Source organism: Hydrogenophaga sp. L76 (genome assembly GCF_057654755.1).
In genome coordinates, this window is sequence record NZ_CM172807.1 from 3,138,064 (window position 1) to 3,151,608 (window position 13,545).

General features: G+C 66.8%; 16 protein-coding genes. 6 read left to right on the plus strand and 10 right to left on the minus strand.

Going from position 1 to position 13,545, the window contains the following annotated elements:
* Positions 1-4: 4 nt before the first annotated feature.
* From AC23D4_RS15150 to AC23D4_RS15165, 4 genes are all read right to left on the minus strand, one after another.
* Positions 5-844, minus strand: a complete 840-nt coding sequence (locus AC23D4_RS15150; RefSeq protein WP_472888965.1) for a hypothetical protein — start codon at positions 842-844, stop codon at positions 5-7.
* A gap of 62 nt (positions 845-906) precedes the next feature.
* Positions 907-1,482 (minus strand): tetratricopeptide repeat protein, encoded by a 576-nt coding sequence (locus AC23D4_RS15155; protein ID WP_472888966.1) that lies wholly within the window; start codon positions 1,480-1,482, stop codon positions 907-909.
* Between the two features lie 167 nt (positions 1,483-1,649).
* On the minus strand, positions 1,650-3,074 hold the full coding sequence (locus AC23D4_RS15160) for an FAD-binding oxidoreductase (protein ID WP_472888967.1): 1,425 nt from the start codon (positions 3,072-3,074) through the stop codon (positions 1,650-1,652).
* Positions 3,075-3,183: 109 nt separating this feature from the next.
* The gene (locus tag AC23D4_RS15165) at positions 3,184-3,489 is read right to left on the minus strand and encodes an EF-hand domain-containing protein (protein WP_472888968.1); all 306 of its coding nucleotides are present in this window, start codon (positions 3,487-3,489) and stop codon (positions 3,184-3,186) included.
* 215 nt (positions 3,490-3,704) lie between these two features.
* Here AC23D4_RS15165 and AC23D4_RS15170 point away from each other — a divergent pair, with 215 nt between their 5' ends.
* A complete protein-coding gene (locus tag AC23D4_RS15170; RefSeq protein WP_472888969.1) occupies positions 3,705-4,271 on the plus strand; it encodes a cob(I)yrinic acid a,c-diamide adenosyltransferase in 567 nt (188 codons plus the stop codon).
* The gene (locus AC23D4_RS15175; RefSeq protein ID WP_472888970.1) at positions 4,268-4,642 is read left to right on the plus strand and encodes a hypothetical protein; all 375 of its coding nucleotides are present in this window, start codon (positions 4,268-4,270) and stop codon (positions 4,640-4,642) included. Before AC23D4_RS15170 ends, AC23D4_RS15175 begins: the two co-directional genes overlap by 4 nt.
* A gap of 18 nt (positions 4,643-4,660) precedes the next feature.
* Here the strand turns inward: AC23D4_RS15175 and AC23D4_RS15180 are convergent, their stop codons facing one another.
* The 4 genes from AC23D4_RS15180 to AC23D4_RS15195 form a co-directional block, all read right to left on the minus strand.
* On the minus strand, positions 4,661-5,785 hold the full coding sequence (locus AC23D4_RS15180; RefSeq protein WP_472888971.1) for a PilT/PilU family type 4a pilus ATPase: 1,125 nt from the start codon (positions 5,783-5,785) through the stop codon (positions 4,661-4,663).
* A gap of 82 nt (positions 5,786-5,867) precedes the next feature.
* Positions 5,868-6,290: a hotdog fold thioesterase gene (locus AC23D4_RS15185; RefSeq protein WP_472888972.1), complete on the minus strand. Its 423-nt coding sequence runs from the start codon at positions 6,288-6,290 to the stop codon at positions 5,868-5,870.
* Between the two features lie 95 nt (positions 6,291-6,385).
* The gene (locus AC23D4_RS15190) at positions 6,386-6,787 is read right to left on the minus strand and encodes a ribbon-helix-helix domain-containing protein (RefSeq protein WP_472888973.1); all 402 of its coding nucleotides are present in this window, start codon (positions 6,785-6,787) and stop codon (positions 6,386-6,388) included.
* Between the two features lie 65 nt (positions 6,788-6,852).
* Entirely contained in the window at positions 6,853-7,431 is a 579-nt protein-coding gene (locus AC23D4_RS15195; protein ID WP_472888974.1) for a DJ-1/PfpI family protein, read from the minus strand.
* A 12-nt stretch (positions 7,432-7,443) separates the two neighbouring features.
* On the opposite strand from AC23D4_RS15195, the gene AC23D4_RS15200 reads away from it, so the two are divergent.
* Positions 7,444-7,875, plus strand: a complete 432-nt coding sequence (locus tag AC23D4_RS15200; protein ID WP_472888975.1) for a hypothetical protein — start codon at positions 7,444-7,446, stop codon at positions 7,873-7,875.
* Here the strand turns inward: AC23D4_RS15200 and AC23D4_RS15205 are convergent.
* Together AC23D4_RS15205 and AC23D4_RS15210 are read right to left on the minus strand one after the other, a co-directional pair.
* Positions 7,859-9,211, minus strand: coding sequence for a solute carrier family 23 protein (locus tag AC23D4_RS15205; protein WP_472888976.1), 1,353 nt, complete (start codon positions 9,209-9,211; stop codon positions 7,859-7,861). The two genes, AC23D4_RS15200 and AC23D4_RS15205, sit on opposite strands and share 17 nt — an antisense overlap.
* A 160-nt stretch (positions 9,212-9,371) precedes the next feature.
* Positions 9,372-9,857, minus strand: a complete 486-nt coding sequence (locus tag AC23D4_RS15210) for a DUF3237 domain-containing protein (RefSeq protein ID WP_472888977.1) — start codon at positions 9,855-9,857, stop codon at positions 9,372-9,374.
* A 121-nt stretch (positions 9,858-9,978) separates the two neighbouring features.
* Between AC23D4_RS15210 and AC23D4_RS15215 the strand changes: the two genes are divergently transcribed.
* From AC23D4_RS15215 to AC23D4_RS15225, 3 genes are all read left to right on the plus strand, one after another.
* Entirely contained in the window at positions 9,979-12,090 is a 2,112-nt protein-coding gene (locus AC23D4_RS15215) for an acetoacetate--CoA ligase (protein ID WP_472888978.1), read from the plus strand.
* 150 nt (positions 12,091-12,240) lie between these two features.
* Positions 12,241-12,417 (plus strand): hypothetical protein, encoded by a 177-nt coding sequence (locus AC23D4_RS15220; RefSeq protein WP_472888979.1) that lies wholly within the window; start codon positions 12,241-12,243, stop codon positions 12,415-12,417.
* A gap of 122 nt (positions 12,418-12,539) precedes the next feature.
* Complete coding sequence (locus AC23D4_RS15225; protein WP_472888980.1) at positions 12,540-13,541, plus strand: tripartite tricarboxylate transporter substrate binding protein; 1,002 nt, start codon at positions 12,540-12,542, stop codon at positions 13,539-13,541.
* Positions 13,542-13,545 lie beyond the last annotated feature (4 nt).

A 13,545-nucleotide genomic window follows, 5' to 3' on the forward strand; every position in this document is an offset into this window, starting at 1 on the left:
GGGCTCAGTTCCCGACTTTGAGCTGACCACCGCGGCCCAGGCCGCCCTTGACTTCCTGCGCCTTGTAGTTGCGCAGCGAGATGACCATGTTGTTGTAGGCGTCGGTGAACGCAGCTACGGTGGCTTTGCCGGCCGGGGTGCGTGAGAAGCCGCTGAGGGCCCCGCCGGCGCTGGGGCCGAAGGCACCGAGCGCGGCACCGTAGTTGGTGGCCGTGGCGTTGCCTTCGGAGATGGCGATCTGCACGCCCGAGCGGATGTCCAGCAGGGTCATGGTGACCACGGAGGCCTTGCTTTCCAGCGAGCCGGCCAGCACACCCAGGTTGCGGTTACGCCCGCCCAACAGGCCGCCGAGCGCGCCGGCGATCTGGCCGGTGGATTCGTTGTCGATGATCACGGCGGGCTCCAGGTAGTAGTCGGCAGCCACACGCTGGCCCTTTTGCTGTTTGGAGCCGGCACGGAACTCGCCCGAGTTGCGCTGCTTGTCGGTGATCGCGGAAATCTTGCTTTCGGTGCGGGTGTTGCCGATCGCGGTGATGACAAAACAGTTGGACTGCTGCACCGCCAGGCGGATCAGCGGCTCGATGGTGGTGACCTGGGTTTCGCGTCCGAAGCTGGCGTACCACTCCTTGCCGCGGCCGTCGTCCACGGCCAGTGTGCCCAGCGGCGAATCGCAGCGCTGCAGGCCGCTGCTGGCGTTCATGCTGGTGCCTCCAGCGGCCGCACCGGTGGTGGCGGTGTTGCTGGTACCGGTGGTGAGGAGGCCGCCGCCACCGCCGCCGCAGCCGGCCAGTGCGAGGGAGGCAGCCAAAGCGGCCCAGCGGAGGGAGGAGGTGGTTTTGCTCATGGATGAACTCTCTGTTGATGTAGGAAAAAAGTGATCAGAAAAAAAGAACAGCTGGGGGGTGTTTAACGGTATTTCCAGCCGTTCGGACCCCAGTATCCGTAATAAGGATAGGCAGCATTCCACCCGCCATACCAGGTCTTGCGCTGGGACTCGCGCCATTCGTAGGCGCTCTTTTCGTCCTTCTTCGCGGCCCGGGCCTGGGGCAGCCATTTTTGAGCTTCCTTGTTGCCCTTGGCGGCGGCCATGGACAGCCAGTTTTCGGCCTCGGCAGGATCCGGTCCCATTTCCTCCAGACCCATCAGGTAGAAGCGCCCGAGCGCCAACTGGGCAGGCACCACGCCGCGTTCGCCGGCTTCGCGCATCCACTTGATCGCCAGGTAGCTGTCTTTGGGAACCCCGTCGCCACGGAAGTAGCGCAGGCCCAGGTCGTAGGCGGCACGGGGGTCGTCACGGGCGACTTCGGTCAGCTGCAGCAGGCGCTGCTCGGCCACCGGGTCGGTGGCTTCGGGCTGGAAGGTGGCACTGTCGCGTGGGCGATCCGAGCACCCGCTGCTGTCGCAGATGCGAACGGTGGGCACGGCGTCCTGTGCGAACACGGCGGACGACGCCAACAGCAGGGGGAGCAGCAGTCTGTTCATGTGACACCTCCACAACCGGGTAATTTTGAGTCGTAAAGTTTACATCTTCAACGGCATTCGGTCACACCCAGCGGTCACCACCGCGCACGCAGGGTCGCCAGCCGTCCCTCTTTTTGGGGAGTCTCGGTGCAGGGCAGGGCTTTCACAGCGTACCGCCAGGCGGTGGCTCAGAGCGCAAAGATCTTGCCTGGGTTCAGGATGTTGTCGGGGTCAAGCGCGCGCTTGATGCTGCGCATCATGTCCACCGCGCCCGTGCCGGCTTCGGTGAGCAGGAAGTCCATCTTGTGCAGGCCCACACCGTGTTCGCCGGTGCAGGTGCCTTCGAGGCGCAGCGCGCGGGCCACCAGCTGGTTGTTCAGCACCTCGGCGCGTTCGCGCTCTTCCGGGATCGCCGGGTCAATCAGGTAACCGAAGTGAAAATTGCCGTCACCGACGTGGCCGACCAGGAAGTAGGGGATGCCGCTGGCGTCGGCCTCGGCCACGGAATCGAGCAGGCAGTCGGCCAGGCGGCTGATGGGCACGCAGGTGTCGGTGGAAATGGCGCGGCAGCCGGGCTTGCTCTGGATCGCGGCGAAGTAGGCGTTGTGCCGCGCGGTCCACAGGCGGGTGCGCTCTTCGGGCGTGGTGGCCCACTGGAAGGCGTTGCCCTCGAATTCGCTGGCAATCTCCTGCACCGTCTCGGCCTGTTCCTTCACGCTCGCGGGCGAACCGTGGAATTCCATCAGCAGCATGTGTTCTTCGCGCAGGCCCAGCTTGCTGTGGGCGTTGACCATGCGCACGGTGTTGGCGTCGATCAGCTCGCAGCGCGCGATCGGCACGCCGAGCTGGATCACCTGGATCACGGTGCGCACCGCGGCTTCGATGGTGGGGAAGGAGCAGGTCGCGGCCGAGATCGCTTCGGGCAGCGGGTAGAGCTTGAGCGTGACTTCGGTGATCACGCCCAGCGTGCCTTCGCTGCCCACCATCAGGCGCGTGAGGTCGTAGCCGGCGCTGCTCTTCTTGGCGCGGGTGCCTGTGCGGATCACCTCGCCTTGCGCGGTCACCACCTCCAGTGCCAGCACGTTCTCGCGCATGGTGCCGTAGCGCACGGCGTTGGTGCCGCTGGCGCGCGTGGCCGCCATGCCGCCGATGGAGGCGTCGGCACCCGGGTCGATGGGGAAGAACAGGCCTTCGCTTTTGACCGCTTCGTTCACGGCCTTGCGCGTCACGCCGGGCTGCACCGTCACGGTCAGGTCTTCGGCGTTGATCGACAAGACCTGGTCCATGCGGCTGACGTCGATGCTGATGCCGCCCTGCACGGCCAGCAGGTGGCCTTCAAGCGAGGAGCCGACACCGAACGGGATCACGGGGACCTTGTACAACGCCGCGAGTTTCACCGCGTCCGACACGTCCTGTGTGTTCAGCGCAAACACCACGGCGGCGGGCGGCGGCACGTCGTATACCGACTCGTCGCGGCCGTGTTGCTCGCGCACCGCCAGCGCGGTGGAACACTGTGCGCCAAAACGGGATTGCAGCGCCGCCAACAGTTCCGCAGGCACGGGGCGCTGCTGGATGTCGGGCACCAGATGGGCGAGTTGGGCGGGGGCGTTCATGGCAGTCTCCAAACTGGGCCGAGCGAAAAACGGCCCAGTTTACTGCCAGCCCCCCGCCGGGAGAAGCGTTGCGCAATGCCCCTGTCGGGTTCACGCTTTGTTCAGGCGATCAGGACTTGGGATCCTTCATGGCCGCCCTGAACTCCGCCAGCGAAAGGGTGCCGTCGCCGTTGGCGTCGATCTGGGTGAACTGCTGCGACACCGCGGGCAAGGTCTTGGCCTCTTCGGCACTCAGGGCCTGGTCACCGTTCTTGTCGGCCCTGGTGAAGGCGGCGCTGATGGCCTGGTCGCTGGAAGCCAACGCGGGCAGGGCGGTGCTTTGGGCCATCAGGGCGCTGGTCGAGCCCATGGTCAGGGCGGCGAACAGCAGGACGCTGCGGACTTCGAACAGGGTGTGGTGTTGTCGATCAAACATGGTTCTTGGCTCCTTGAGATTGAACAGAACCCCGTGCCCTGAAGCGCGGGGTTCTGTTATTTCATAGCAGCACACCGAGCAGCGCCAATGGTTTTGCCGGCTGTTGCCTGCATGACATTCCGCTTGCCGCAGACACATTTCCCTGCCCGGTGTAACGCGCGCCGAATCCCGCACAATGCAAGCTTCCCCGCACAGCCGACACCAAGGAATCCGCCATGGGCAACCGACTCACCCAGATCGCCACCCGCACCGGCGACGCCGGCACCACCGGCCTCGGCGACAACACCCGCGTCTCCAAGAACAGCCTGCGCGTGCACGCCATGGGCGACGTGGACGAACTCAACTCGCACATCGGCGTGCTGCTGTGCGAAGACATGGCCACCGATGTGCGCACGCTGCTGGTGGAGATCCAGCACCAGCTGTTCAACCTGGGCGGCGAACTGTCCATCCCGGGTTTTGAGCTGCTCAAGCCCGAGGCCGTGCTCGCGCTCGACGAGGCCCTGGCCACCTACAACGAAAAGCTGCCGCGCCTGCAGGAATTCATCCTGCCCGCGGGCAACCGCGCTGCGGCCCAGGCACACGTGTGCCGCACCGTGGCGCGGCGTGCCGAGCGCGTCGTGGTGGCGCTGGGCAATGAAGAAGCGATCAAGGAAGCCCCGCGCCAGTACCTGAACCGCCTCTCGGACCTGATGTTCGTGCTCGCGCGCGTGCTCAACCGCATGAACGGTGGCGACGACGTCTACTGGAAGAGCGAACGCATGGCGCAGGGCGGCGCCGAATGAAACCTGTGCGGATGGCCGCGGTGCTGGCGCTGACGTTCAGCGCGGTCGCCCACAGCCAGACACCGCCGGCAACGAGCCAGGTGGTGCTGGTGTGCGAGGCCGCCTACCTGCCAGCCCGCACCGTCTGGACGCGCACGGTCGCGATTGAATACGACCAGCAGCGTGTGCGCTCGGTGCTGATCGATGGTGTGCCGGTGTACACCTTTGCGATCCGTGGCACGGTGATCCTCACGTCGCTGGACAACGAGCGCATCCAGATCAATACCGCCGCCCAGTCCTGGAGCAGCGATTTCCGCGGTGTGGCCAGTGCACACGGGCGCTGCGAACGTGGCCAGCCCAGGCCCGTCGCTGGCGCCGCGTCAACCGGTTGAGCGCCGGGGCCGGCCGGCTCATTTCGGGACCATGCGCAGGCCGCCGGCTTGCGGCCGTTGCCCGTGGTGCAGCCGGATGCGCAGCGAGAGGTCGGTGCGCGAGTCGGCGTTGTCCACCGCCTGCTCGGCCGTGAGTTCGCCGCGCTCGTAGAGCTCGTAGAGCGACTGGTCAAACGTGGCCATGCCCAGATCATTGCTCTTGGCCATCACCTCCTTGATGTCGTCTGTCTGGCCCTTCTGGATCAGGTCGGCGATGTAGGGCGAAAGCAGCATCACCTCCACCGCTGGCACCAGATTGCCCTCCGCGCCGCGGATCAGCCTCTGGCCCACGACGCCCTTGAGGTTGAGCGACAGGTCCATCAGGATCTGCCTGTGCGCGGTCTCGGGGAAGAAGTTCAGGATGCGCTGGATCGCCTGGTTGGCGTTGTTCGCGTGCAGTGTCGAGACGCACAGGTGGCCGGTTTCGGCGTAGGCCATGGCGTGCTGCATGGTTTCGCGGTCGCGGATCTCGCCGATCATGATCACGTCGGGCGCCTCTCGCATGGCGTGGCGAAGGGCCTCGTCGAACGACTGCGTGTCCAGACCCACCTCACGCTGGTCCACGATGGACAGGCCGTGGCTGTGCTCGAACTCCATCGGGTCTTCGACGGTGAGGATGTGGCCGCTCAGGTTGCGGTTGCGGTGGTCCAGCATGGCCGCCAGCGTGGTCGACTTGCCCGAACCCGCTGCGCCCACCACCAGCACCAGACCGCGCTTGAGCTGGGCCAGCTTTTTCAGCACCGGCGGCAGCTTCAGCCCGTCCAGCGAGGGAATCTTGGCGTTGATGTGGCGCACCACCACGGCCACGTCGCCGCGCTGGCGGTAGACGTTGACACGGAAACGACCCAGGCCGGGCAGGGCGATGGCCAGGTCGCTTTCCAGCGTGGCTTCAAAGTCGCGGATCTGTGATTCGCGCATCACCGAATAGGCCAGGCGCTGTGTGCGCGCCGGGTCCAGCGGAGGCTCTGGCAAGCGCCGGACCACGCCCTGGACCTTGAGCGCCGCCGAGCTGCCACTGGAGAGAAACAAGTCCGAGGCTCCATGCGCGACCATCAGCGAAAGGTAGTGGCCGATGTCGTCGTTGGAAGGCAGGATGGAGTCCATGGTGGTATCAGAGGAGTGAACTGGACTGTACGCCTTGCCTATCGGTTTTGTAACAAAAAACGTCAACCCCTGCAATCCGTCCCTAACGCGGCGCCAGCACCGCCATGGTGATGCGCGAGACGCAGGTCAGCTCGCCGGCCTCGTTCGTGAGGTCGATCTGCCAGACCTGGGTGGTGCGGCCGATGTGCACCGGCCGCGTGACGCCGGTGACCCAGCCGCTGGTGGCGCCCTTGAGGTGGTTGGCGTTGATGTCCAGGCCCACGGCGCGGTGGCCTTCGGGGCAGCTGTAGGCCGCGCCGCACGAGCCCAGGGTTTCGGCCAGCACCACGCTCACGCCGCCGTGCAGCAGGCCGTAGGGCTGTTTCGTGCGGCTGTCCACCGGCACCCGCGCGCGGATGAAGTCGTCGCCGACGGCCAGGAATTCGATGCCCAGGTGCTGCACGGCGGTGCCCAGGTGGATGGCGGTGAGTTCTTCGACGGAGATCGGTTTTTTCCAGAGGGTCATGGGGCTGAACAGGCTGCGGGTTGGGGGAGGAATCGCCACACTGTAGCGGCCCACCACCGGCGCGCACAGCGCCGGGTGTCACCTGTGCCCGCCGCTCAACCCTTGCGGCGCAGCGCCACCACCGTGCCCGACACCGCCGGGGACGGCAGCGCCCAGTGCGCCGGCAGCGCGTGCAGCACGGCGCGCGCGTCGAGCGAGCGGATCGGCACCGCGTTGTCCATGGGGATGCGGTCGTGGGCCTGCAGCGCCATGTAGCGCAGCGCGCTCACGCGCAGGAAAGACGCGAAGTTGCCGACCTCGCCGCGCGCGGCCACCAGCTCGTCGTAGAGCTTCTCGATCAGCGCGACCACCGCCATGCCGTCGCGTTCGCCGATCTCGGTCAGCACGTCCCAGTAGAGGTTCTCCAGCCGGATGCTGGTCACCACGCCGTGCAGCCGCACCGAGCGGGTGCGGCTGGCGTAGCTCTCGGGGTCGGCGCTGATGAAGACTTCACACATGGCAGCACTCCTGCGTTGGCGGACGAAGCCGCATTGTCGGCGGCTTCAGGCGCGGGTGATTCACATCAATGCGTGATCTTCGTGCCCAGCACCACCAGGAACTGCGCGATCCACGCCGGGTGCGCCGGCCAGGCGGGCGCGGTGACAAAGGGGCCGTCGGTCACGGCTTCGTCCACCGCGATGTTCGCGTAGGTGGCGCCCGCGAGTTCCACCTCCACCTGGCAGGCCGGGTAGGCCGAGATGGTGCGGCCCTGGATGTCGCCCGTGGCGGCCAGCAGCTGCGCACCGTGGCAGACGGCGGCCACCGGTTTGCCACTGCTGGTGAAGTGTTTGACCAGCGCCATCACGCTGGCGTGCATGCGCAGGTACTCGGGGCCGCGCCCGCCGGGAATCACCAGGCCGTCGTAGCTCTCGGGCTTCACGTCGGCGAACGTGGCGTTGAGCGTGAAGCGGTGGCCGGGCTTTTCGCTGTAGGTCTGCGCGCCCTCGAAATCGTGGATGGCGGTGTGGATGAAGTCGCCGGCCTTCTTGTCGGGTGCGACGGCGTGCACCGTGTGGCCCACCGCCTGCAGCGCCTGGAACGGCACCATGGTTTCGTAGTCTTCGCAGTAGTCGCCGCAGATCATCAACAGTTTTTTGCCCATGCTCGTCTCCTGGTGGTTGGGGGTGGAGACGATTGTTGGAGCGCGGCCGGTGGCGGGGGTAACAGCCCGCTGCTGCAGGCATGGGGGTTTGCCCTGATCGGCGCCGGGGGGCCAGGCGGCGATCTGAACATCCCCAACAACGTGGACCTGTCCAGCGACCGCCAGCTGCTGCGCAAGGCCAGTTTCCACATGAGCGTGACGCGCGACCTGTTTGGCTCCGGGATCTCCAGCAACGCCGCCGAGTCGTTCTCGTCGGGCCTGAAGGGCCGCTTCAACGAAGCCAGACTCACCGGTGACGACCACGAACGGCAGGACGCCACCCACGACGTCGCGCGCGTGGTGAATGGCCAGCTGGTGGTGGCGCCGGTGCCCGCTCCAGGGGGCGGCACCGTTCCATGCCCCGGGGTGGTGCTCCGTGCTCTGCCGCTCAGCCCTTGCGGTTGAGCAGGGCGTAGAGCCCGATCGCGCCGAAGGTGGCGGTACCGATGCCGCCGAGCGCAAATTCGCCGAAACGCAGCGTGTAGTCTCCCGTGCCCAGCACCAGGGGGATCGCCGCCACCAGCAGGTTCTTGTTGTTGGAGAAATCAACCTTGTTGTCGACCCAGATCTTGGCGCCTGCGATGGCGATCAGGCCGAACACCACGATGGACACACCGCCCATCACGGCCAGCGGAATGGCCTGGATCAGCGCGCCGAACTTGGGGCTGAAACCGAGCACGATGGCCATGATGCCGGCGACGAAAAAGATGGCGGTAGAGTAGATCTTGGTCGCGGCCATGACGCCGATGTTCTCGGCGTAGGTGGTCACCCCGGTGCCACCCGAGGCGCCGCTGACCATGGTGGCCACGCCGTCGCCGATGAAGGCCTTGCCCAGGTAGGGGTTGAGGTCGCGCCCGGTCATGGCGCTCACGGCCTTGATGTGGCCCAGGTTCTCGGCCACCAGGATCAGCGCCACCGGTGCGATCAGCAGGATCGCCTGGGCCTCGAACACCGGCGCGGCAAACGTCGGCAAACCGAACCAGGCCGCGCTGGCAATGCCCGAGAGGTCGATCGCCTTGCCCAGGCCCAGGCCGTTGGTCAGCACGGCGTAGATCACGCTGGCCACGATCAGACCGACCAGGACCAGCAGGCGCTGCGTCATGCCGCGCGTGTACACGGCCACCAGGCCGACACTGATGAAGGTGACGGCCTGCATCCAGGCGTCGAAGCCGGTGGGTGCCATGTTCTTGATCGGGATGGCGGCGAGGTTCAGGCCGATGACGGCCACCACCGTGCCGGTCACCACCGGCGGCATGAGGCGCTCGATCCAGTGCACGGCCACGCCTTCTTCCACTTCTTCCACTTCCATGCCGGCCATGGGCGTGGACCTGGTGTGACGGACATTGGTGGCGTGCACGATGAAGCCAATGACGGTGTACACCAGACCGCAGATGACGATACCGCCCAGCGCCACGCCCAGGTTGGCGTTGGGGCCGGGGCCGGCGTAGCCGCTGGCCGCGATCACCACGCCGATGAAGGCGAAGCTCGACCCCAGGTAGCTCGGCACCTTGCCGCCGGTGATCAAGAAGAAGATGAGCGTGCCGATGCCGCTCATGAGGATGGCGACGTTGGGATCGAAGCCCATCAGGAGGGGCGCGAGCACGGTGGCGCCGAACATGGCAATGACATGCTGCACACCCATGACCATGGTCTGCGGCCATGGCAGGCGCTCGTCGGGGGCGATGACGCCACCGCCGTCGAGCGTGGCCGATGACTTTTCTGTCCAGCTGAACATGCCCATGAAAACTCCTTGTTGTGGTTGTGGAAAGCGGGTGTCGGGTGGCGGCGATTCTGCCGGGTGGTCTGAGGGCACGCATGCTGCGTTGCAGCAGGCGCGACGCGGGCGGGACAGGGCCGCTGCAATCTTGGCGTCGCGGCCGGTGCACGCGCCTTGATACGCGTCAGGCCACGCGGAAGAATCGCATCTCGACCCGGTCGGGGAAACGCGCACCGGTGCCGATGAAGAGGCTCTGTGTCATCCAGGCCAGCGCCGGGTGCGAGACCTCGAAGGTCGGCGCGCAGCGGAAGTAGATGGCGGCCGGGTCCACCGGCTCGCCGCGCACCAGCTTGGCGATGTTTTCCGGCGAGCCGCGGCGCAGCGCGCGGTTCTGCACGAACACATGCGCGCCCGCCCAGTCGGGGTCGTCCAGCTGCAGCAGGTAACGCGCGTCAAGGTCAGCGCAGGTGTCGCTCACCACGAGCTGGAAATCGGCCCCGCCGGGCAGCACCCGGCCGTGGATGGCGCCGCTGACCGAGCCCCCGGTGATGGGGATGATGCGGCGTTTGCCGCGGCTGTTGAGCCCGGTGATCTCGCCCGCCTCGATGGGCGCGGCGACGAAGACCGTGAGGTCCAGAGCGGGTTCGAGTGTGGGGGCGGGCAGAAGCATGCGCGGGTTATACCGCAGGGGGCCCTGTCACCTCGGCAGTGGCGCGGTCAGGGGTGCGCTGCTACCCTCGCGGCAGACGGAGACAACAGGCCCCCAGGGCCCGAACCAAGAGCGAGCCACCATGAGCACCACGCCGGGCATCCCCGCGCCCCACATCCCCCAGATACGCCTCTACCAGCAATGGCTCGCGGAGCACCGCGGTCTGCACTTTGCCGACTACGACGCCCTCTGGCGCTGGTCCACCACCGATCTCGACGCCTTCTGGCAAAGCATCTGGGACTACTTCGAGATGCAGTCGCCCACGCCGCACACGGCGGTGCTGGAGCGCAACGTGATGCCGGGGGCGAAGTGGTTCCCGGGCGCACAGTTCAACTACGCGCAGCAGGTCTTGCGCCATGTGATGCCGGCCCATGCCGCGGGCTTCCCGGCCATCGTCAGTCGCAACGAAAAGGGGCGCCATGTCGAACTGAGCTGGCCCCAATTGCGGCGCCAGGTCGCGTCGCTCGCGCTGCACCTGCAGGCCCAGGGCGTGAAACCCGGCGACCGCGTGGCCGCCTACCTGCCCAACATCCCCGAGACCATGGTCGCCTTTCTCGCGGTGGTGAGCATCGGCGCGGTGTGGAGCGTGTGCGCGCCCGACATGGGCACGAACGCAGTGCTCGACCGCTTCAGACAGATCGAGCCGGTGGCGCTGATCGCCTGCGACGGCGTGACCTACGGCATGAAGGATTTCGACCGCCTGGGCGTGGTGGCCGAACTGCGCGCGGCGCTGCCCACGGTGCGCCACGTGATCCTGCACACCAACCTGGCCGAAGACCCGGCCGCGGTGGACCGCGCGCTCGAAGCCGCCCAACCCTGCACCGCCTTCAGCACCGCCACCGCGCGCTACGACGCGGCCACCGCCGCTTTCGAGCCGCTGTGGCTGCCGTTCGACCACCCGCTGTGGATCGTCTACAGCAGCGGCACCACCGGCCTGCCCAAGCCCATCGTGCACGGCCACGGCGGCACGGTCATCGTGGCGATGGCACTGAAGATCATCCACAACGACGTGGGCTGCAGCTACGCGCCCAACAGCTGGGGCGAGCGTTACCACTGGTACAGCTCGACCGGCTGGGTGATGTGGAACGCACAGACCAGCGGCCTGCTCAACGGCACCACCTGCGTGCTCTACGACGGCAACCCCGGTGGCCCCAGAGACCAGCCCGACTGGACCACGCTCTGGCGCTTTGCATCCGAACTCGGCGTGACCTTCTTCGGCGCCGGCGCGGCGTTTTTTGCGAACTGCCTGAAGGCGGGCGTGGACCTGTCGACCTGCGGCGATCTGTCGCAGGTGCGCGCACTGGGCACGACCGGTTCACCGCTGTCGGAGGACGCTCAGCGCTGGGGCACGGCGCAGTTCGCGGCCATCGCTGCAAACGATGCGCAGCGCGACATCTGGTGGTGCAACATTTCGGGTGGAACGGACTTCGCCGGCGCCTTCATCGGCGGCAACCGCGAACTGCCTCAAACGCCCGGCCGCATGCAGTGCCGCCTCATGGGTTGCGCGGTCGAGTCGTGGAACGAACAGGGTCAGCCCGTCATCGACGAAGTGGGCGAACTGGTCTGCGCGCAACCCATCCCGTCCATGCCGCTGTACTTCGTCGGCGACACCGACAACCAGCGCCTGCTCGGCAGCTACTTCGACATGTACCCGCCCGGCCACGGCCGCAAACCGGGTGGTGGTGATCTCGCCGCAGACGCCGGCGCCGTCTGGCGCCACGGCGACTGGCTGCGCATCCACCCCGACGGCTCCTGCGTCATCTACGGCCGCTCCGACGCCACCATCAACCGCCACGGCCTGCGCATGGGCACGAGCGAGCTCTACAGCGCCGTCGAGGCGCTGCCCGAGGTGCTGGACTCGATGGTCGTGGACCTCGAATACCTGGGCCGCGAAAGCTACATGCCGCTGTTCGTGGTGCTGCGCCCGGGGCTCACGCTGGACGATCCGATGACGGCCAGGATCAACGGCGCCATCCGCACCGCGCTGTCACCGCGCTTCCTGCCCAACGAAGTCCTGCAGGTGGCCGAGATCCCGCGCACGCTCTCAGGCAAGAAGCAGGAGCTGCCGATCAAGAAACTGCTGCTCGGCCAGCCGCTGGACAAGGTGATCAACAAGGAAGCCATGGCCAACCCGGGTTGCCTCGACTGGTTCGTGGACTTCGCGCGCCGGCGGGCCGATGCCACCCGCATCTGAAGTCCTCAGCGTGCAAGGCCGGTCGGGCCCTTCACATGTTGAAACGGTTTGATACTGGTCAAGGCGCCCGCTTTGCAGAACACTCGGGTGGTGATCGCACCGTCGTTCGCCGTGTCCGGCGCGAGCTGTCGATCAGATCGGAGGACCCAGATGAACCGTGGACCTTCCCGTTTGCAGCCTGAGGGCTTGGTCGAGCCTCTGGACATTGATATCGACACCCTGGACCAGGCGCTGATGGAGCTGCTCACCAGCGACTGGCAGACCCTGGACGACGGCGAGCCGCTCGGCAAGGCCGACGACCTGCTGGGCGAGCAGACCGCCGCTTGAAGACCTGAGCCTGCGTCGCGCGGGTGACGGATTCCGGGGGGAGCACCGGGCCTACCCCATTCACGGTTGGGCCCGCTGGTTCTATGTTGCGTGTCTCACTTCATCGCAACAGGAGACACCGCATGAGCCACCCGTCCAGCCGCCCCGCCCACTTCAACCGCCGTCAGATCCTGTCGGCCGCTGCCGCCGTGGCCGCTCCGGCGCTCCTGCCGACGCACGCGTTCGCACAGGACAAGTTCCCCAGCCGCCCCATCAAGCTGATCGCGCCCTGGCCCGCCGGTGGCAGCAGCGACGGTGTCATGCGCGCCTTCGCGGAAAGCGCCAGCAAGACGCTGGGCGTGCCCGTGATCATCGAGAACAAACCCGGCGTGGGCGGCACGCTGGGCGCGGCCGCCATGGTGAGCGCCGCTCCCGACGGCTACACGCTCACGCAGCTGCCGCTGGGCATCTACCGCCTGCCGCACATGCAGAAAATGCCGTTCGACCCGGTGCAGGACATCAGCCACATCGTCTGCCTCACCGGCTACACCTTCGGCATCGCCTGCACGGCGGACGCGCCGTTCAAGACCCTCAAGGAGATGGTGGCCTACGCCAAGGCCAACCCCGGCAAACTCGAATACGGCCACACGGGAACGGGCACCACGCCGCACCTCGCGATCGAAGAGTTCAGCGAGAAAGCCGGCATCCAGCTCAACCCGATCCCGTTCAAGGGTTCGGCTGAAATCATGCAGGCCATCCTGGGCGGCCACATCCGCATGATGAGCGGCACCACCGAGTTCGCGCCGCATGTGCAGAGCGGCAAACTGCGCCTGCTCGCCACGCTGGGCAGCAACCGCAACAAGGCCTTCCCCGACGTGCCCACGGTCAAGGAAAGCGGCTGGGACACCATCACCGAATCGCCCTTCGGCATCGGCGGCCCCAAGGGCATGGACCCGGCCGTGGTCAAGGTGCTGCACGACGCGTTCAGGAAGACCCTGGACGACGCCAAGGTGCAGGAGACGCTGGACAGGTTCTTCATGCCCACGGTCTACATGAGCACGGCCGACTACACGGCCTACGGCGAGCGCACCTTCAAGACCGAGAAGGCGACGATCGAGCGGCTGGGGCTGGCGAAGAAAAGCTGAGGCG